15 protein-coding genes, 1 tRNA gene and 1 pseudogene are annotated in these 20,666 nt (G+C 50.0%); 6 read left to right on the top strand and 11 right to left on the bottom strand.

All coding sequences use genetic code 11. The features are described 5' to 3' along the window. The 3 genes and pseudogenes from K4A83_RS16605 to K4A83_RS16595 form a co-directional block, all read right to left on the bottom strand. Positions 1-425, bottom strand: a pseudogene (locus tag K4A83_RS16605) (hypothetical protein); the annotation flags it as partial. Between the two features lie 33 nt (positions 426-458). Continuing rightward, positions 459-1,727, bottom strand: coding sequence for a histidine--tRNA ligase (gene hisS / locus K4A83_RS16600; RefSeq protein ID WP_265265751.1), 1,269 nt, complete (start codon positions 1,725-1,727; stop codon positions 459-461). Between the two features lie 228 nt (positions 1,728-1,955). Beyond that, a tRNA-Pro gene (locus K4A83_RS16595) sits at positions 1,956-2,029 on the bottom strand. A gap of 111 nt (positions 2,030-2,140) precedes the next feature. On the opposite strand from K4A83_RS16595, the gene lipA reads away from it, so the two are divergent. Together lipA and K4A83_RS16585 are read left to right on the top strand one after the other, a co-directional pair. Then, positions 2,141-3,013, top strand: a complete 873-nt coding sequence (lipA, locus tag K4A83_RS16590; RefSeq protein ID WP_265265750.1) for a lipoyl synthase — start codon at positions 2,141-2,143, stop codon at positions 3,011-3,013. Between the two features lie 172 nt (positions 3,014-3,185). Then, positions 3,186-3,680: a pentapeptide repeat-containing protein gene (locus K4A83_RS16585; protein ID WP_265265749.1), complete on the top strand. Its 495-nt coding sequence runs from the start codon at positions 3,186-3,188 to the stop codon at positions 3,678-3,680. Positions 3,681-3,777: 97 nt separating this feature from the next. On the opposite strand, the gene K4A83_RS16580 is transcribed toward K4A83_RS16585, so the two are convergent. The 5 genes from K4A83_RS16580 to hpsA all read right to left on the bottom strand — a co-directional run bounded on the left by K4A83_RS16580 (position 3,778) and on the right by hpsA (position 12,808). Then, positions 3,778-4,344, bottom strand: coding sequence for a pilus assembly FimT family protein (locus K4A83_RS16580; protein ID WP_265265748.1), 567 nt, complete (start codon positions 4,342-4,344; stop codon positions 3,778-3,780). 102 nt (positions 4,345-4,446) lie between these two features. Further along, positions 4,447-5,163: a pilus assembly FimT family protein gene (locus tag K4A83_RS16575; protein ID WP_265265747.1), complete on the bottom strand. Its 717-nt coding sequence runs from the start codon at positions 5,161-5,163 to the stop codon at positions 4,447-4,449. Between the two features lie 45 nt (positions 5,164-5,208). Next, positions 5,209-6,300, bottom strand: a complete 1,092-nt coding sequence (hpsC, locus tag K4A83_RS16570) for a hormogonium polysaccharide secretion pseudopilin HpsC (protein WP_265265746.1) — start codon at positions 6,298-6,300, stop codon at positions 5,209-5,211. A gap of 95 nt (positions 6,301-6,395) precedes the next feature. Beyond that, entirely contained in the window at positions 6,396-7,097 is a 702-nt protein-coding gene (gene hpsB, locus K4A83_RS16565) for a hormogonium polysaccharide secretion pseudopilin HpsB (protein WP_265265744.1), read from the bottom strand. Between the two features lie 377 nt (positions 7,098-7,474). After that, positions 7,475-12,808, bottom strand: a complete 5,334-nt coding sequence (gene hpsA, locus K4A83_RS16560) for a hormogonium polysaccharide biosynthesis protein HpsA (RefSeq protein WP_265265743.1) — start codon at positions 12,806-12,808, stop codon at positions 7,475-7,477. Between the two features lie 733 nt (positions 12,809-13,541). Between hpsA and K4A83_RS16555 the strand changes: the two genes are divergently transcribed. The 3 genes from K4A83_RS16555 (at position 13,542) to K4A83_RS16545 (ending at position 16,160) form a co-directional block, all read left to right on the top strand. Beyond that, complete coding sequence (locus K4A83_RS16555; protein WP_265265742.1) at positions 13,542-14,396, top strand: hypothetical protein; 855 nt, start codon at positions 13,542-13,544, stop codon at positions 14,394-14,396. A 105-nt stretch (positions 14,397-14,501) separates the two neighbouring features. Next, positions 14,502-15,275, top strand: coding sequence for a hypothetical protein (locus K4A83_RS16550; protein WP_265265741.1), 774 nt, complete (start codon positions 14,502-14,504; stop codon positions 15,273-15,275). A gap of 33 nt (positions 15,276-15,308) precedes the next feature. After that, positions 15,309-16,160 (top strand): urease accessory protein UreD, encoded by an 852-nt coding sequence (locus tag K4A83_RS16545; RefSeq protein ID WP_265265740.1) that lies wholly within the window; start codon positions 15,309-15,311, stop codon positions 16,158-16,160. Positions 16,161-16,224: 64 nt separating this feature from the next. Here the strand turns inward: K4A83_RS16545 and K4A83_RS16540 are convergent, their stop codons facing one another. The 3 genes from K4A83_RS16540 to K4A83_RS16530 form a co-directional block, all read right to left on the bottom strand. Next, on the bottom strand, positions 16,225-16,689 hold the full coding sequence (locus tag K4A83_RS16540; RefSeq protein ID WP_265265739.1) for an ATP-binding protein: 465 nt from the start codon (positions 16,687-16,689) through the stop codon (positions 16,225-16,227). Between the two features lie 58 nt (positions 16,690-16,747). Further along, positions 16,748-17,746, bottom strand: a complete 999-nt coding sequence (locus K4A83_RS16535) for a sugar transferase (RefSeq protein ID WP_265265738.1) — start codon at positions 17,744-17,746, stop codon at positions 16,748-16,750. A gap of 449 nt (positions 17,747-18,195) precedes the next feature. Continuing rightward, positions 18,196-19,425 (bottom strand): methionine gamma-lyase family protein, encoded by a 1,230-nt coding sequence (locus tag K4A83_RS16530; protein ID WP_265265736.1) that lies wholly within the window; start codon positions 19,423-19,425, stop codon positions 18,196-18,198. Positions 19,426-19,522: 97 nt separating this feature from the next. On the opposite strand from K4A83_RS16530, the gene K4A83_RS16525 reads away from it, so the two are divergent. Then, a complete protein-coding gene (locus K4A83_RS16525; protein WP_407810061.1) occupies positions 19,523-20,356 on the top strand; it encodes an acyl-CoA desaturase in 834 nt (277 codons plus the stop codon). Positions 20,357-20,666: the final 310 nt, after the last annotated feature.

The following is a 20,666-nucleotide window of genomic DNA, read 5'->3' as shown; positions in this document are numbered from 1 at the left end:
AAGGGGGCGGGTTGCGCCTGCTGGGGGGTGCTGAGGGCGGGTTCGGGTGGGGGTTGCTCGCTTTCGGGGGTGGGGGCTTCGGGCATTTTGGGGGGCAAGACTTGCATTTGTATGACGGCTTGCCACGGTTCGGCTTCGTCTTGTTCGCTGCGAGCGCGCACTTCCCAATAGCCGGATTTAAAGTAGGTGTAGGGGACCACTACCATTAGGCCTTCGCTGGTGGTGCGGCAGTCCCGTTGATGGGAACGCCGCTTGGGAGGGGTGTCGAAGGTTTGATGAAGCAGGCGAATTTCTACTTCTGTGTTGGCACGACAAGACTGGGCAACGATGCGATAGATGCCTGCCTCTAGTTTTAGCTTCCGGTGTTTGATGGGAAGCCAGGAACGAGTGCCTTTCTTTTGCAGTAGAAATTCACAGGATTCCATGATCTGGCTGAATAAGGGGTTTAATTGCTGGTCTTACCCAATTTTGGCTTTAAGTTGGTCAAGGCGAGAAAATAACTCATTTTGGGTGAGGGTTTCTTGTTCTTGACTGGTGAGCCATTTTAAATTGACTTGTTGTTGTTCTGCTTCTGTTTCTCCAATGATTAAACAGGCGGGGGCTCCACTGCGGTCGGCGCGCTTGAACTGCTTGCCAAAGGCTGCCCCACTTAAGTCTAATTCTACGGTGAAGCCAAAATAACGCAACTTCTGAGCTAGAACAAGGGCTTGGGCTTGGGCGCGATCGCCTCTGGACACCAGATAGAAGTTAGGGCTAGGCGGGCTTTGGGTTTGTAAGTCTTGTAACAGTAAGATTAACCGCTCCATGCCAATGGCCCAACCGACAGCCGGGGTTTCTTTCCCTCCCAATTCTGCCACTAAACCGTCATATCGTCCCCCCCCACAAACGGTGGCTTGAGCGCCGAGGTCGTCGGACTGGATTTCAAAGGCGGTGTGGGTATAATAATCTAAACCGCGCACGAGGCGGGGGTTAATTTGATAGGCAATGTCTAAATCGGTGAGCATTTGCTGGACTTGCTCAAAGTGACTCTGGGACTCGGGTTCAAGGTAGTCTAATATACTGGGCGCGCCTTGGGTAATTTCTTGAGTGCGTTGATCTTTGCTGTCTAAAATGCGTAGGGGATTGCGAGTTAACCGATCTTGGGAGTCGGGGTCTAATTCGCTCTGATAGGGGGTTAAATAGTCAATGAGGGCTTGTCGGTAACGGGTGCGATCGCCTTTATTGCCTACGGAGTTTAAATCCAGTTTAAGCGATCGCAGGCCTAACTCCCGTAAAATATCCGTCGCTAAGGCAATCACTTCCACATCAGCCACTGGGGAGCCACTGCCCAATAACTCAGCCCCCACTTGATGAAATTGCCGTTGTCGTCCCGCTTGAGGACGTTCGTAACGAAACATGGGCCCGGTGTACCAGAGGCGCTGAACATTGCCCTGACTCCCTAAATTTTGTTCAATGAAAGCCCGCACTACACCAGCCGTTCCCTCGGGTCTTAGGGTGATGGAGCGATCGCCTCGGTCAGAAAAAGTATACATCTCTTTCCCCACCACATCCGTCGCCTCCCCAATTCCTCGGGCGAATAACTCCGTCTGCTCAAAAATCGGCGGCCGAATTTCTTGATAACTCGCCCGTGCAAACACCCCCCGCGCTACCTGTTCCACCTGTTGCCAGTACACCACCTCTGGGGGGAGAATATCTCTTGTTCCTCGTAATGCTCGAATCGCGCCCATGCTCTGTTCTATTTCTGTCCAGCCTCCATTATATGGGCTAGGGGAGAAAATGATTGGCTCTGGGGTTAGGGGGGCAGGGGAGCAGGGGAGAGGGGGAGCAATTATCAATTATCAATTATCTATTCCCTGTTCCCTATTACCTATATACCTATTACCTATTCCCTGTTCCCTAGCCCTACGACTAGAGTTATTCAGCAAGCCCTATATACAGCAACGGTTTAACCTAAATCGGGATGACTGGATTTGAACCAGCGGCCCCTTCGTCCCGAACGAAGTGCGCTACCAAGCTGCGCCACATCCCGCAATAATTCCTTAAGATGACCTTAGTCCATCTCAAGCGTTTTCCATAGTACCACACTCCGGCACTTCTTGGTAACATGGGGGGGTTAGTCTTTTCGAGTAAAGAACAGAACGTGGTCGTAAAACCAGAGTGGTTAAGAGTAAAAGCGCCCCAATGGCAACGAGTGGGGAGTGTTAAAGAGATTTTGCGGGATTTGGGACTCAATACAGTCTGTGAAGAAGCATCTTGTCCCAATATCGGGGAATGTTTTAACGCCGGAACCGCCACTTTTTTGATTATGGGGCCCGCCTGTACCCGCGCTTGTCCCTATTGTGATATTGATTTTGAGAAGAAACCCCAAGCCTTAGATCCCCTAGAACCGATCAATTTAGCCGAAGCAGTCAGCCGCTTACGCTTAAATCATGTCGTGATTACCTCTGTCAATCGAGATGATTTACCCGATGGGGGGGCGACTCAGTTTAAACGCTGTATTGAAGCAGTGCGGAAGATGTCCCCTCAGACCACCATTGAGGTATTAATCCCCGACTTTTGCGGCAATTGGGAGGCCTTAAAAATTGTCTTAGATGCCGCTCCCGAGGTGTTAAATCATAATACAGAGACAGTGCCGCGCTTGTATCGTCGGGTGCGTCCTCAAGGGGATTATGGGCGATCGCGCCAACTCTTACAACTCACCCGCCAACTCGCCCCCCACATCTACACCAAATCCGGAATCATGGTGGGATTAGGGGAAACGGATGAGGAAGTGCGGCAAGTCATGGCCGATTTACGAGCCGTGGATTGTGATATCCTCACCATTGGTCAGTATTTACAACCCACTCAAAAACATTTAGGCGTGCAGGAATTTGTCACCCCAGAACAATTCGACGCTTGGCGAGAATATGGCGAAAGCATCGGGTTTTTACAAGTCGTGTCCTCCCCCCTAACACGGAGTTCCTATCATGCCGGGGAAGTACAACGCTTGATGAAGCAGTACCCCAAAGGTTGAAGACTCCACTCCCCTGCTCCCCCGCTCCCCCGCTCCCCTGCTCCCCGACTCCCGACTCCCCCTATTACCTAACCTTGACAAGAGGAGAAAAGCCTTAACTTGTCAAGGTTGGGGTCACGGTTTGATACAATCGAGAAGTTGTAAACTTTTATGAAGAAAATTAAACCATCCCATGCTAAGACTGACCTTTGTAGTGGCCTTTTTCGTGATTAACCTTCTGATGGGTGCGATCGCATCCCCAGCCCAAGCCGCAAGTTCTTCCTTGATTCGCGCCTTTGATGATGTGGAAATTCAGGCCAAAGAATTTGCCGGACAAAACTTAGAAAAAGCCGAATTTGCCAATGTGGATTTAGAAGGAGCAAATTTCAACAAAGCCAACCTCAAGGGAGTCACCTTTAATAATTGCGACCTCAGCCAAGCCGATTTAACTGGGGTAGATTTTTCTAATGGTATTGCCTATTTAAGTAATTTTAAAGGCGCAAATCTAAAAAACGCCGTGCTGAGTGAAGCCATGATGCTCCGTTCCAAATTTGAAGAGGCCGACATTGAAGGCGCAGATTTTAGTTATGCCGTTTTGGATAAAGCCCAAGTCCGAAAACTCTGCACTAGAGCCTCGGGAGTGAATACTATCACGGGAGTAGCAACCCGAGACTCTCTGGGGTGTTAAGCATCGGGAATCAGGAGCAGGGGAGCAGGGGAGAGAGGGGGAGTCGGGAGTCGGGAATAATTATCAATTCCCACATTTCACTGTATTAACCAAAACCTTAATTGCAATATTTCCCGTTACTGGTAGGCCGGGGTTGTTCCTCCCCAAAGCGCATGGCTCCCAATAAAGTAGACATAATCACACAGCGCTTTAACTTGCCCCCTCGGGGACTAGAGAAAGTAATCCGTCCCGGGGGTACCCCTAAACAATCATGATGGGTGCTAGTGGCCGGACACCCCTTATGGTTAAAGAAAACCCGGTGAATCTCATCAGAGGAAGTCGTGAAAAAGGTTTCTGGGTCAATTTGTACCCCGACCTCGAAATTGTGCCAAATAATCTGACCCGGGTCAGTGTTAGCTCGATAAACCGACCACTGCGATCGCACCTGTCCCGAAACCTCCACCTCCCGAAACCCCGCCACCCAAGTAATCTTATCCCGCAGCGCGTTACTTTTCCCCTGTTGTAGAGCCTGATAAGCCTGACTCCGTGCCATATTCAGCTTTTGGCGCATCACAAACCCCTGCCAAGAAGCCGCCATCAGCGTCCCCAAAATCCCAATGATTACAATAGCAATCAACAGTTCAACCAAAGTAAAACCAGACTTAGGGGAACGATGCACCATCATAGATTGATTCGGTTATAAACTATTTGTTATCAATTCCAAGGTGAATTAACCTTAACAAGCACCCTCGCCAGCTTGAAACCCGGTTTCTTTCACTTTTAAACCCTAAATACACCCTTGGGGATTAGTCGTAGCATTAAACTCACCCTCTCCCGTCCGTAACCCCCCGATTAACGTCTGTAACACCACACATTGTTTAGAACGATTCACAGGCTGATCACTCCCCGGACTTTGGGGGAAAGCAACCACCATCTGAAAACCATGTGCCGGAATGACTGGGAACGGATCCGGGAGATCCCCCGTATGGGTAAACGTAATCGACGGATAAACCTGATTAGGATTCGGGTTTGTTGTCACATTGGGAATCACAGTAGCCACATTATCCGGATTCGCTAACGTATTATCCCCCGCCAAATTAGTCAAGATTAAAACCTGATTGCGATTAATCCCTAACTCCTTCCCTAAATCTCGCTCTCGCCAATAATTGCCCGGGATCTCAAAATTTGCTGTTCCTTGGGGAGGACTGGGATAAATAGCAATTTGTGGCACCCCGTTCAACATCCTAAACGCAATACTATAACTCACCTTTTCCGCTTGAGCCTTACTCTGTGTCTCTTGAATAGCCCGTAAAATGGCACTATTCACCGTCCCTAAACGCTGTCGATTGACAAAACCCAACCAACCCGGGCCAACAATCGCCGCCAAAATCCCCACCATAATCACCACCACCAACAATTCCAGCAAGGTGAAACCTTGGGTCGAGGATGAACTATTAGGACGGCTTAACCCCAGTCGCAGTAACTTATGGATTTTAGGATTCATTTTTGCTCCTCAATTTGCGAATAGTGCATTTTTATTATAAAAAAATTAACGTTGTTGTTGCACCAAGCGACCTCTAGCCGTTACTTGAGTCCGCGTCGTGGGGAAATAAGCCGAGAGAGATGCTCGATACTCAGACCGCCCAATATTCCGGATCCTCGCTAAAGCATTACCGCGAATATGAACCCGTGCCGTATTGCTGGCACTATTAATACAAGCGTAGAAACTGTTGGTCGGGAAACCATTCGGCACATTCCCTGGAACCGGGCTAGTCGTCCAGCCTGTATCCGTTGGACAAGCTTCTGCGGGGGCTGCATTATCGCCCGTGCTGGGACTATGATCCACATAATCCACTAAAATCTGGACTTGTTCCCCCGGTCCGAAAGTCCCCTGTCCCTTAGTCCAACGGTTCATTTTACTGGCTAAGTCGGTTCCCGGCTGGTTTAAGTTAAAAAGTTGAAACCCGGTACTGGGGGGCAATACGGAGCGTTCCTCCGGCAAATGACGGGACGCATTGACGCGAGGGAAGGGGTCATATACCCCGTCATGAAGTTCAAACCGTCCAATGCGAGACGCTTGGGACCACACGCTTGGATTGTTCCCCGTATTCCGGATCAGGTAATACACCACTAAAGAATAGACAAAGGTATCATTACACTGTTGCGCTGCATTATTGGCCGTGAGGCAATTAGTTCCCTGTTGATTAAGGCGGCGGTCAATGGGGATGGCGTTTCTCACCGGACGGCGTTTCCAGAAGGCTAACACAGGCACACAATTCATATCTGTATTATTACACCCCGGGGCGGCAGAAACGGGGGGGATTTGGTCGCGAATCCCTGAGATAGAACCCTGTTCATTGTGGTTACGAGTCAAGGCCACAGCATCATAGATATACACCGCCTGTTGTAAATCCCGGGCAATATAATCAACAGCCATTTGAATGTCTTGTTCCGTGGTAGCCCTTGCCATTTCTTGGCGGTCTGTATTGATTAAATTCACGGCTAAACCCAACAAGGGGGTAATCACTAAAGCCGCAATCAGAATGGAAACCAGCAACTCAATGAGGGTAAAACCGGAATTTTTCCCCTGAGTGGGAGGTGTTTTTAAAAGGGTTTTTAAAAGGAGATGAAGGCTATCCATTGGCTTTAGTTTAGTAATTAGTAATCAGTAAAATACGGAAGTTGATAATCGATAATTATTAATTGTTCCCCATTCCCTATTCCCCATTACCTAAATTACTGACATCCTCCTAATCGCCGACAAATATCTGAATAACTGGTGCTGCTGGTTGTGATTTCTGTGGTGAATTCCATGATGGGAGCATTGCGATTCCCAAGGCCGCCAGTGGTCAGTTTTGCTTGGGCCCGTATTGTGTCTGTACTCCGTTGGAAGGCAGAACCGGGTTTAAAGCCATCGGCACGATAGACCCGAATCCCTAAGAAATAACCTCGGTCGGCGCGGAGTACATTATCGGTAATAGGGGGATTGGAGGGTCGTTGGACTCCAGAAGCTTGGATAATAAAATCATTAAACTGGTCATTGGTACATTTGCCGTCGTTATTACCATCCACACAGAAAAAACTAGAGGTACTGGTCTGTGCGGGGGTTGTGCAGTAACTGTTAGCGTCACAGTTTAAAGTGGTTCCTGTTGGGACGGGAACGTTTCTGAGGGCTTCTTCGGGGGTGCTGGAGGTGGCAATGAACGGGGGGGGAATGGAGCGACTTCTGAGAGCCTCAAGATAACTGCGACCCGCTTGGGAACCGAGTTCAATCCGTCGGGCTTGGAAGCGGGTGGCGGCGGAAAAGCCCAACACCGGACCAATGGCTACGAGCAAAATCCCCACGACAAAGATGGCTAGGAGGGATTCAACGATGGTGAATCCGCCTTGGGCATGGGGAGAAGCATGGATTTTAGGTGAGTTTTTTTTGAGAAACATGGCAGTTCAGGGAATGACGACTGAAGGAAGGAGCAAGGGGGAAATCGGGTTCGTAGTTGCGCTTTAGCGCCCAATCGGGAGTCGGGTTCGTAGTTGCGCTTTAGCGCCCAATCGGGAGTCGGGTTCGTAATTGCGCTTTAGCGCCCAATCGGGAATCGGGTTCGTAGTTGCGCTTCAGCGCCTAATCGGGAGTCGGGTTCGTAATTGCGCTTTAGCGCCTAATCGGGATTCGGGTTCGTAGTTGCGCTTTAGCGCCCAATCGGGAGTCGGGAGTCGGAAACAATTATCAATTATCAATTATCAATTCCCTGCTCCCCCTCCCCCCAACCTTGACAAAATACACAGAGGCATAACTTGTCAAGGTTGGCGGGGAGTTATTAGCGCAACTCAGCGCAAATGTTTCCTCGCGGTCGCTCTTCGAGGCTAACGGCCCGGGCTGTTGGCGTGGGAGCATTAGGAGTGGCTGGGTTATAGGTGGCACAAAGGAGGGTTTGAATCCAGTTGTCGTTCCGTCCCACTTCCCGATAATACTCGTTCGGGGCATCGGTGGGCGGCAGGGTGAACCGTTGGGAGAACAGGTCAGGTAACTGGGATAGTACAGCTACATCAAAACCCCAAAGCCGTGCAGGAGGATAATAACTCTGGAGGCGGCCGGCGTTGAAGGAGTAGCCTTGGGCATAGTTGAATATGCTGTTGTTATTGTTCGGAATGCCAAAGGCGTTAGGGTTGGTCTGTTTGAGAACTTGCCAGAAAGGAGCGGTTGCGTAAGCACTGCGTTTGAGTTGAATAAAAGAGCCTTGAATGGTCACGGGATAAGCGGCCGCTCCCGTGGCAGGTCGCCACTGTTCTAGGAAGCGGGGCAGGTTAGAGACAGCACCGTTGAACTCAACAGCTTGAGTCCCTTGAGCAAAACGGGAAGGACTATCCCCTGTTGCCATGACCAAGTTAAAGGTTCCCCTGGGTATGTTGGCTCCATTACTATCCACAGCCCGAGGAATCCAGTGGGTGGTTTGTACTGGCACGGCTGCGTCAGTCACGTTCAATCTCGTTTCTGTGTCGCTAGGACTATGGAGTTGCAGCACAGGTTCTAGGAGGGGTTGAGCGAGACGATTGTCGCGAACGCTGGTGAGGGCGGCAGTCCGAATATAGGGCAGACGGTTAGCCGTATAGTCCTGATTATTGTTGTTAGCTGGAGCATTAGTCGGATTGGTTTCTGTTTTCGTCGGTTTAAACCATAGGGCGTTAGCCGTGGATCTTGGTATATTTGTTCCTGTTGCCGGATCACAACGCCATACTGAGGTAAATCCACCACTACCATCAGATTCTTGTAGCTCGACTGTACCGCTATAGGTATAACAGGCAATTGTCCCAGTTCCTGTTCCCGTTATCCCTAAAGGAATTGGGAAATTATTAGCTAAGATCAGTTCATTTAGATTCGGTGTAACAGCCGCGCCATTCACTAACAATTGTCCGCCATCATCAATGACACCTTTAATATCGTCGGTCATGCGCAAGAAGGCCACCCGACGAGCGAAAGGTTGGGAAACAGGCTGCAAACTAGAGGTCGTTCCCATTACCTCGGGAGGGTCCCCAATATTATCAGATGCTTTTAGGCCTGTTGATTGATTGATCACCCAATCGTCTGGAGTACATTCAGACACAGGCAACTTGGCACAACCTTCCATAAGATATTCAGGGAAGTTGCCCCGCCGTTGGATAGGGGTGACAAAGTTGTTGAAATAGGAACTATACAGTCCGGGGTTCGGGTTTTCAGAGTAATTGGTATCAAGATAGGGACCGGCTCCAAAGGAGTGGACATTACTAGATAAACCATTGGTGACAAAGGTGTTATCCCAGAACCCGTTAAACAGCCGTTTTTCTTCCACGGTGTCCTCCCAAGTATTGGTAGCAGCCGCAAGACCAAGGGCAGAGCGCCGAGCTTCAGTGGGGGGAGTTACCGGGAGTCGGTTGGTTGCCGCATTGTCTGAAACAAAGTTCGGTAACTGGTTCTGACCAGTTTGCGCCCGGAACAGGTTATCGACTTGATTGTTTCTCAAGTCATAATCTCCCTCGTTGCGGAAACCAAACCGGAAATTTTCCGACAGTAGGGTGACAGCATCAGACAAGATGGAAGCGGTGCGCCATCGGTCGCCTGTGGTACAACCGGGCAAGCGGTCATCGTTCGTCCGACAGGCAAATTGGGGATTCAGCTGGTTTTCTGTTCGGTCGTAGAAGTTGCCCCATGTGTCCGTTAAGGCGGTGGTGAACTCTTCAGAATCATGGAGGTTAAAGCCACCTCGGTTTCCCGTGGCGTTTTGGGCCTTGATATACACTGGGAGGTTCGTGGCTAAAATTAGCCCTTTTTCTTCTTCCTCAAATTGATTACTGGCATTGCGCCCCAATTCTCGACCGTTAATCAACAGAATGGCACTAGCCCGGCGGGTGGGGTCTAACCAGAAGTCAGAGGGACTCACCCGATCTTGTGCAAGGTCGTAGGCGGCGAGGTTCACGACCCCATTACTCTCGTTGTAGGGAGTGTTGGGGTTATTGGTTAGGGGAATTTTGGGTTTATTGGCTACGGTGTTATCGCTGCGGGCGGGTTTATCGCTGGCATCGGGCAGGGCATCATCCCGAGTGGCGTAGATAATCCCGCTATCGGGTAACATCCATTCGGTTTGTGGGCCGTCGGTTGTGCTGTTGGTGCGTTGTCGCCGCAGGAGGTCGAGATTAATGGCGGTGGCGCGAATTTCCATCGGTTGACGGAATTCTACGGAGAGGTCATATTCTGACAGTCCGGTTTGAGCCTCGGTTGCGGGTTGGTGGGTGTAGTTGTTGGCTTGGATGAAGTCGGTGTTCGCTTGGTTTCCGGTGCCTGCAATACTTAGGTTGAAAACAGTGCTGCTGTCGTTCCCCTCAATCATCTTGATTTCCCGACCATCTAAGAAGGAAACTTCTTGAATGGTGCCGTGGGGCAAGGGGAATCCTCCAGTGGGGGTTTCTGTGGGGTTGATCCCATTGTTCAGAATTTGCAGGGCGCAGAGGGTGGAGTCGATGGCCGCCCGATCTGCTAGGGTGCGTTGGTTACCGGGAGTATTGAGGGCTTTAGCCAGTTGGGGGTTCACTAAGCGCCCATTGGGATAGACTAAGCTGGCTTGATAGGCTAAAGCAGCATCTCCTGCACCCACGGTTAAACCATTAACGGTGGGTGGGCTGTAGGTGATGCCGTTGTTAGAGTTAGGAACCCCCAACGGAATGGCAGCAGGGTCTGAAATAACCCCTTTATTCCAACCTAGATCCCCACTATTGGTTAAACCATTAGACCCGGCTGCTGTGCTGAAACTCGGGAGTCCGGCACGGTTGCGGGCAGTAATGTGATTAGTGGGGTCGTAGAAACTACTCACACAGGCCACAGGAGGGGCAGGGGTGCGGGCGTTGTTGTCGTCATCCCGGACGTAGTGATAAACGGCGGTAGCGCGCATTTTCAGGTAAGGCCGACGGGCCGATGAATCATCAATGGCGATGTTATTGGCTGTGCTAGCGTTGCCGTCGGGGTCGTAGAAGATTTTGTCCTCATAGGGATGTCCGGCGGGTGTGCGACCGGGTTGGGGGTCCCGAGGTTGGGGCATCCAATCGGGCCAAACTACGGTATCGGCCCCAGTAATATTGTCATTGGCGGGTAAGTAAACCCCGGCCCCGGTGACGACGCGCAAGCCACCAATCCCATCAAGTTTGTTTTCCGGTAGGGTGGCGGCTTGGGTTTCCCAGAAGCCGTCCCGGTCGGTTAACCCAAGGTCTACTAATTCCCGGACGCGGGTTTTCCGATAGCGTGGGCCGGGGGCTCCGGTTCCGGCTCCAGCACTTAACCAGTTCGTGGCCGGTTGATACATTTGTTGGGTGTTGGCATCGGCAAAGTTTTCTGTGCTGGGGTCGTACCAGTTGGGCGGGAGGTTGTTGCCCGCTAAAATGCGATCGCCCAAATTCTGTTCCTGTTCATCCAACAAATCCGGGTCACTGGCCGGAATGTTTTCTAGTCTTAAACTAATCCGGCTTTGAGCATTGGCGGAGGTGTGATTATTCAGCGCAAAGGGATAAATCCAATTGTCTGGGGGTCTTAAAAAGTCAGTCCCCTGACCTTGTAAAACGTTCCCCGTTGTAAAACCTGCCGTGGCATTCCCTCCAAAGGGAACTTCAGCAAAGGGAACGCGCCGAGTCCGGTTTCTGAACCAAACCTCTAAGGCTTCCCGTCTCGCATCATCTGAGTTTCTGGGGTTGGCTTCGTTGTTGATTAAATCTCGCACCCGATTCCGCACCGGTTCGGGGTCGTTCCCCGTTACTGTTCGGTTCGGAGCCGTTCCTGATGATGCGTTGAAACTATTGCGCTCGATTGCGGCATTGACTAACAATTGAATGCGCTGTTCGTAAGCTTGGGTGTTGTAAGCTACTTGGCTAGCATTGTTAGTTGTGGAAGACGCTTGAGCATTGGCAAAGGGGCGAGTAGGTGGGTCATTTCCTCGACCTCCAAATAGGTCAAAGTTAATGGTGTTCCAATTTTGGGTACTCCCGACTAAACCATTGGTAATATTCCCACCAATAACAATCCGGGCGTTTTCTGCCTCGTAAAAACAGGACTCATCACTACTGACTTGATAAAAGTGTAGGTTGCCATTGCGGGTAGTCCCTGCGTGGAGATTACTATTCACCACAATCCGACCATTAATTCTCAAGGGTGTCCCAGAGAACATATCTAAGTCATCTTCGTAGGCAATGGCGTTATTCCCTAGGGGAATCCGAGCGCGGTCTTGCTGATACTCTACAGCCGCAAAGCCCCGGCTGCCCTGATGGTTTTCATAAAGGCTTAAATTCGTCCCGGTGGGGAAAAGACCTTGTTGATTAACATCCACAATGGGAACAGTGGTCGCATAGGTAAAGAAGCCTTTTTTCAAGACTCCCCCGGCTTTATACCAACCATCCGCCCCAACTAAGCTGGCGCTGGTTCCCAAGGCTGCCGTACAAGCTCCGCTACTAGCCCCATCATCTTGGGGTGGGGTGCGGGCATCGAGGGGAACTCGGACGCGGTTAAATAGACCACTATTATCTCGGCTAGGACTGCGGTAATAAATGCCGTAGAGGGTAAAACTATCAAATTTCCCGTTGTTGTCAGTATCGACGGGAAACCGCCAAGCGGTGGTAATGGTTTCGTTAAATTCTAAGCCTCGGTTGTTGTCGGCTTGAATAGTATTATCTGGGGTGAGTTGTCCGGCTCCGTTGCGAAAATCCACCGCCAAACGTAAGCGCACCTCATCGGGGAGGGTGTAGCGTGCATTGCTTAAAACGTTGGTGACGGCTAAATCTGAGGGGGTGCCTTGGGGTAAGGTAGGGTCTTCAAAGGCGGCGTTTAGTTTAGCTTTTGCCCGGTCTAAGGCTGGGGATACGGCGCTGAGGACGACTTGATTCACCCGGAAGTTGCCCGCGTTCTTGGCTCGGTCTGTAGACCGGAAAAGGATGGAGGTGGTCAGTAGGGTGACGACTAGAATCACCATGACAACAGTGGGCAGCACAAACCCTGCTTGAGTGGAAGATTGCCTTTGAGGGTGCAATCGTTGGCGAAGTAGGCGGTTAAATGCCTGTTTTAGGGTTCTGAGCAGCTTTCTGGGCAGCAAAAGCAGTTCTCGCCCGAGAGCCTGAAAACTGTTGATAAGCCTTTGAAGCATTGACATGGTAACTGTCCTACCAGAGGGAAAGAGCAAGGAAAGAGCAAAGATTACGCTAGAGGATGCACCTGATTCAAGATCCGATCTGGATTTTGAGACAAGGGTGGGCAACCAAGACTAAGGAAGACTTCAATTGGGGATGGAGCAATTTCGGATGAAATGACTCGGGTCTGAATTTTTTTCCGTCAGATATTTTTCTGTCATAACGACTGAGCTTAAGGATCGTCAACCGCAATCTCCCGGAATTTACGGGTTGAAAGTTGAGCGGGACTCGCTCAAGGGCAAGTTTACGCCATAGGATTTAAGGGGCTTGGGATTACTGACTATTACCCCAATAAATCAGGAGAACCCGCGACTAAAGCGGTTCTGTTCTCCTTAACCCATGAGTTGTCCTACCCCTAGGCTACCCAGTTTGTGAAGAAATTTTATCAGTGGGAGAAAAATTAGCGGGTTTAATCAGTGAACATTGACACTCCTCGGCCTAAAGGCACGAGGATTCTTGGTTCACAGACTCGCCATAACCTAGCAGGATTGCTCCAACCAGGCTAGAGTATTCAATTTCGGACACAACCGCATTTTCCCGACTCCCGATGCTCTTGACTTCTAACTTTGGGTCTTAACTTGTCAAGATTGCCTATTACCTATTCCCTATTCCCTATCCCTAGGGGAGGGATTGAAAAACTCGGGTATCTTCGGAACACTGAGGGGAAACTTAATCAATGACGGCAAAGATATGTACAAAGGATTCTTATTAGCGAGTTTAGTCTTGTTTGTCCCTGTGGGGTTATGGGGGTGTCAACCTGCGACGGAAACCCCGTCTGAGACAACCGCCGAAACAGAAAACGATCTTGCCGCCAATGGTGGAGAGAGTGGGACATTAACCCTCATTGCGGATGCAGAAGATCGAATGCGGGAAGGATTTGTCAGTAAGGATGGTTGGCGCTTGGAATTTGAGGAGGTTTATGTCACGTTTAACAATGTGCGGGCTTATCAAGCCGATCCGGCCTTTGATCCAGAAACGGACACCACTCCTAATTCAACTCGTGTGGTTGAACTGATCACTAGCCCCCAAACGGTTGATTTAGTGGGCGGTGAAGAAGAGACTCCTACTGTTGTTACGAAAACTGCCCCAGCCGGACATTACAATGCGCTGTACTGGGAGATGGTGCCGGCTGAAATGGGGGAGGCGACTGGCTCTAGTCTGTTTTTAAAGGGAACCGCGACTAAAGAGGGGCGCTCTATTGATTTTGCGATCGCTTTAGATAAACCTGTGAGTCACTACTGCGGGGAATATGTGGGGGATGTGCGCAAAGGGTTTTTACCCAATGAGGAGACGGCTGAGTTGGAAATGACGCTCCATTTTGACCATTTCTTCGGACGGTCAGATCGAGATCCAGATGAGTCTCCTAATGCGGAGGCGATTGGTTTTGAACCGTTTGCCCAACTGGCTGAGGGAGATAGTTTAACCATTAACAGTGAACAGTTGCGGGCAAGGTTAAGTGAGGAAGACTATCAAACTCTTGTTTTCTCTGTGACGGAATTAGGTCATGTGGGAGAGGGGCATTGTCGGGTGGAGCCGCTATCTTAAAACCTTAAATCTGGTTAAATAAGGTTTAAGGTTCTCCCGTTGCCGCGACGATAGCAGCTTAACGGGAGGGGTGGTCAAGCTGATTAAACTATTGGTGTGGTGGTCATGAGTTTACAACGTGGAATGGGGGCGATCGCTCTATTGGGAATCTTGGTGTCTCTAGGCTTAGGCAGTTGCGGCAATGGCCCTTCTCCTACGGGATCAGAAAACGGTACTTCTGGGGCTGGTGTAGAATCCCAGATTCTCCGTTTTAATAACCCCTTTTCCCAGTCTTCTGTGATTGTAGAGGAGGTGGCAGAAATTCCCCTGAATCCTGAAACTCCCCCGGAAGACGAAACCCCAGCCCATCAAAAATTTACCCTTAGCCGTCTCGCCCCCCAAGGGGATGGGGTGGTGCGAGTTTATCCGACGGAATCCTTTGGGGCGTTTGAGTTTGAGGGTGAAAAGGCTATCTTAGAAACCCTCCTGCGCGATCACCCCAACCTCGAAAGCCAAGAAACCCTCCCCTACCTCCCCCAAGTGGCGGCGAGTCAGGTTTTCTTTGCCCAAGCCCAATATATGGAGTTTGATGGGGGTTCAGGCATTCGCTACATTACCTACTATGCTTTTGATGTTAGTCCGATTCGGTCTGATGATTTGTTCTATACGTTTCAGGGGTTAACCGATGACGGAAAATATTACATTTCCGCCCAGATTCCCTTAAATACGGCCATTCTTCCCACTCCCCCCGATAGCACTCATGACAGTGCTTTCGAGGAACAGTACAGTTCCTATTTAGCTGAGATCATCGCCCGTCTCAATCAAGGCAGTGGGTCAGATTTTGAACCAAATTTAGAGCAATTAGATGAAATGTTCGGCTCAATCAAGGTCAGTGAATAGTCATCCATCCCTGAATAACCGGAGTTGTTAACGATGCGATCGCCTTGGCAGGGAAAATTACATCTCATCTACCATTTTCAAGGGGGTGCAACCCAGATTAAATATCAACACAATCAAGCCCCTCTGAAAGTACAACGCCCCTTTTATCCCGAAGGCCCTCAAATTTGTCATACAGTGGCGTTACACACGGCTGGGGGCATTGTGGGGGGGGATCAATTAACCCAACGGGTAGAGTTACAGCCGGACAGTCAGGTTTTAATAACCACCGCAGCAGCCCAGAAAATCTATGGTAGTCAAGGGGAAACGGCGAAAAATCGCCTTGATTTAGAGTTAGGACGGGGGGCTTATTTAGAATGGTTGCCTCAAGAAAGTATTGTGTTTGAGGGGGCAGAATATCGTCAGGAATTGCGGGTGAATTTAGACCCAGAGGCGACATTCTGCACTTGGGAAATCACCCGTTTTGGGCGCACGGCGAGGGGGGAACGGTTTCTGCGGGGGAATTGGCGATCGCACACAGAAATCTGGCAAGGGGGAAAACCCCTCTGGATTGACCGTCAATGGCTGCCCGGAAGTCTCGAAACGGTAGAAAGTCCCCACGCTTTAGCCGGATGTCCCATTGTCGCCAGTTTCTTATGGCTGGGGACTCCTATTGATCCAGAACACTTGGCCGCCCTACGTGATCTCTGGTCGCCCTCCCCCCATAGTTGGGTTGGCCTCACCCAAACCCAAAATCAAGGTCTATACTGCCGTTATCGGGGCAGATCGACTCAGGAGGTCAAAGGTGGATTTATGCGCCTCTGGCACTATTTACGCGGCCTCTCAGGGGGTTCTGGGAACTCGATGCCATCTCGCCCCCTCATTCCCCGTGTCTGGGGGAATAGGTAATAATTCTTAATTCCCCGACTCCCCCTCCCCCCTGCTCCCCTGCTCCCCTGCTCCCCTGCTCCTCCTATCCCCTAGCTCTCCAATGACGACGCATGATCAGACAATTGCGTTCAGGATGGGGGTCTTGTTGGGGACTTAAAACGCGAATGTAGCGCAACTCATCCATTAACTCCGCCATCCAACACAATCCCCGTCCATGATCTTGAGTCCAATCCTCGGGATTTTGGCGAATTTGGTTGAGTTTCCCAGCAAAATCAAAGGCCGGGCCACAGTCCCAAAGCTGAATTTCTACACTGTGCCGTAAAACCTTAACCTCCAGATCAATGGGGGTAGTGGGGGGTAAATTTTGATGAGCATGACGAACCGCATTAGTAAAACCTTCTGCGATCGCCGTTTGACATTGCCAAAAAATATCCTCCGGCACATAGGGACAGAACAGGAGTTCCAACTGAGACAATAAGCGGGCTAATTCCTGTAAATCCGTATTAAAACGGAGATGTAATTGTTGAATGGGGTGTTCTTTCTGCACAGACGATAATGAAGCGCCCTTGCGCCTCCCTCGACCCGTTGACTTACGCTTAATAAAACTAAACTGCACCACTATTCTTACGAAATAAAATCAGAATGGTTTTTAAAATCAATTGAATGTCATAGATCAAGCTCCAGTTGCTTTGATAGCGTAGGTCTAGTTGAATTACGTCCTCAAAATTGCGAATTTTGGAGCGTCCGTTAACCTGCCATTCCCCTGTCATACCCGGTTTCACGTCCAGACGTTGCCATTCGGGAACTTGATAGCGTTCCACTTCATCGGGAGTGGGGGGACGAGTCCCGACTAAACTCATTTCTCCTCTTAAGACGTTCCAAAACTGAGGAAGTTCATCTAAGCTAGTCCGTCTTAAAAAGCGCCCAACCTTCGTCACCCGAAAATCATTCTCGTTTTTGAAAAATGCCCCTGATGCTTCATTCTTCACTCGATTTTTCATCGCTTCCGCATCACTACACATAGAGCGAAATTTCCAGATGCGAAAACGACGGCCTAACCACCCACAGCGCACTTGACCAAAGAAGATCGGCCCTGGACTATCTCGTTTAATGGCGATCGCAATGGGAATAAACAAAACAGCCGTAATTCCTAATCCCACCAAACTCCCCACAATATCAATCAAGCGTTTAATGGGCGATCGCACGGAGGGATGAGTTTCCGGGGGACGATTGACTACTCGTTGTTTCGAGGCTTCTACGGGATGCTCTAAATAGGAATCAATGGTTAAAACTTCATGGAGTCCCGTCATTTCTAACACCGTATTCACTGACGGATGAACCCCTTGTAAACTTAACACCACACTTTGTTCCCGGCAGGTCTTCAGGACTTTGACCAAAGCTCCCACCCCACTACTATCAATAAAATGGGTGTCGCCACAATCGAGTTGAATTTTTTGGGGAGGGGGTTCTTGTTGCACCAAACCTTGACAAGTCGTGGTAAATGCCACCGCTTCTAGAATACTCAAACGGGGGGGAATTTTAACGGTGATGATTCCGTGGACGGAAACCACCGAGAACGCATCCTCTGGGATTTTGCTGGTCATGATGCTCTCTCTCCGAGGCCTTCAGAAACAATGGTATAGCCGTGCGAACCATGAATTTTATTGTGCCAGATCCTCCGTCAAAAGCCGCAATTCCGTTGTGTTTTTTGGTTTTTGGCTAACCTTGACTTTAACTTGTGGATAGGGTCTTTAGGAATACAGGAAATGCGATAATGCAGTCTAGCTAGGGCTTGCTGAATAACTCGGGGAGTCGGGGGGAGGGGGAGTCGGGAATAATTATCAATTATCAATTCTCAATTCTCAATTCCCTTGTTGAGTCTAGCGTTGGGCTTTTTCAGCAGACCCTAGCTAAAGCTTTCTGGGCTTTTTATCGCCGTTTGGGTCATTGTAACCTTAACCTCCAGTTGATCGGAGCGCAATCCAAGAGCCAAGGGGGGAATGTGGGGTTAAATTTCATTCCACCCAACCTACAAGTCATCTGAAAGGGATGCTTAGGTTGGGTTAAGCGCTGCGATCGCCGCTTCCAACGCCAAGGCCACATGAGTCCAATGAGTCCCCCCCTGACAAAAGGCAATATAGGGCTCCCGCAAAGGGCCGTCCGCCGAAAATTCCGAGGTACTGCCATCCACAAAAGTTCCCCCAGCCATCACTAAATCGCTCTCATAGCCCGGCATGGCCGCCGCTACCGGTTCCAGGTAAGATCCCACGGGGGAAAGCCGTTGAATCGCCTTACAGAAGGCTATCAGCTTATCCGGCGAACCCAAACGGATGGCTTGAATCACATCTCGACGGGGTTCCAAAGGCCCGGGATTCACCTCATAGCCTAACTGGTCAAACACATAGGCCACCAAATGAGTTCCCTTCATCGCCTCCCCCACCATTTGGGGCGCTAAAAATAACCCCTGAAACAACAGACGATTGAGATCAAAGGTCGCCCCTCCAGAACTCCCAATCCCCGGCGCGGTTAGGCGACAGGTTGCCGCCTCCACTAAGTCCTCCCGTCCCGCTACATAGCCCCCCGTCGGGACAATGGTTCCCCCCGGATTCTTAATCAAAGACCCCGCCATTAAATCCGCCCCCACCCCCGTCGGCTCTTGGGTTTCGATAAATTCCCCATAGCAATTATCTACAAAACACACCGTCTCGGGATTTTGGGCTTTAACTACCTTGACAATTTTCTCAATATCTGATAGGGACAAACTTTTACGCCAGGAGTAGCCACAGGAACGCTGAATGAGAACTAAACGGGTTTTCTCCTGCACCGAATGCTGGAGTTTGGGCCAGTCAATCTCACCCTGGGGGGTTAATTCTAGCTGACGGTAGTCAATGCCAAATTCCCCTAAAGACCCTTGAGCCGTACCTCGCAGGCCGATCACTTCCTCTAGGGTATCGTAGGGGGCCCCGGCTACGGCCAGCATCTCATCCCCCGGTCGGAGGACTCCAAATAAAGCACAGGCGATCGCATGAGTCCCCGACACAAATTGTAAACGCACCGCCGCCCCTTGCGCCCCCATCACCTGAGCAAATACCTGATCAAGGGTGGCACGGCCTAAATCATCATGTCCGTAGCCATTCACCCCCGCAAAGTGATGAGGCCCCACCCGGTGCTGGCGAAAGGCCGTCAAAACTTTTTCCAGATTTTGCTTGACCTGCGCATCAATTCGGTGAAAAATCGGAAGGAGTGCCTTTTCTGCGTCATTCAGCAATTCTCTGGGGTTCATTCCTTAATAAAGCGTGAAATTTGTCTGAATTCTTAGAATAAACCATTTAATCTTCGATAGGATAAGGCTACTTTGTTAATTTTTTTTAGGTTCATACATGACTGCTGCGACATCGAATAAGCTTCCGCTTAACTGGAAGAATATCTCCTATATGGCATTCATCCATTTTTTTGCGTTGTTTGCCCTGCTGCCCGGAAATTTTAGCTGGTCAGCGATAGGCGTAGTTCTCTTGCTCCACTGGATTACAGGGGGGTTGGGGATTACTCTGGGGTGGCATCGTCTGGTGAGCCATCGGAGTTTTAAAGCCCCCAAACTGGTAGAGTATTTCTTTGTTTTCTGTGGTGCTTTAGCTTGTCAAGGGGGCGTAATTGACTGGGTGGGGTTACACCGCATCCACCATTTACACTCTGACCGGGATTTAGATCCCCATGATTCCAGTTTAGGGTTCTTCTGGAGTCATCTGGGCTGGATGTTCTATAAAATCCCCGCTCATGAACATATTCCCCGTTTTACCAAAGATATTAAAGACGACCCGGTTTATAAATTCTTCGATCAATACTTTGTTCTGATTCAGGTGGTTTTAGGCCTGATTCTCTACGCCTTGGGGGGTTGGTCTTATGTGGTTTGGGGGATCTTCTTCCGCCTAGTGTTTGTGTTCCACTGCACTTGGTTTGTCAACAGTGCAACCCACAAATTCGGCTACAGAACCTATGATTCTGATGATAAATCTCGGAACTGTTGGTGGGTGGCCCTAGTGACCTACGGTGAAGGTTGGCACAATAACCATCACGCTTATCAATATTCGGCCCGTCATGGTTTGAAGTGGTGGGAAATTGATATCACTTGGATGACCATTCGCCTCTTACAATTCTTGGGATTGGCGACGGATATCAAAATGATTCCAGCTTCGGCGACGGAAGCGGAAACTTAAAGAAAAATACTTTTGAGAAACTTCGGTCTGCGAGGCCTAAACGTTCTAAACGTTAAATAGATGGAACGAAAGGGGATTTTATCTGGTTTTATACAGAAAGAGTCCTCTTTTTTTTGCACCCCTATGAAGGGTCTGCTGAATAACACGCCTAGGCTAGACTGAAAAGGGAATAGGTAATAGGTAATAGGTAATAGGTAATAATTATCAATTGTCAATTGTCAATTATCAATTCCCCGCTCCCCGGCTCCCCGGCTCCCCGGCTCCCCTGCTCCCCTGCTCCCCCGCTCCCCCGCTCCCCTGCTCCCCTGCC

This window comes from Spirulina subsalsa FACHB-351 (assembly GCF_026130165.1).
Lineage (GTDB): Bacteria > Cyanobacteriota > Cyanobacteriia > Cyanobacteriales > Spirulinaceae > Spirulina_A > Spirulina_A subsalsa_A.
The sequence above is the reverse complement of the archived record's forward strand: the minus strand, read 5'-3'. Positions and strand labels throughout refer to the sequence as shown.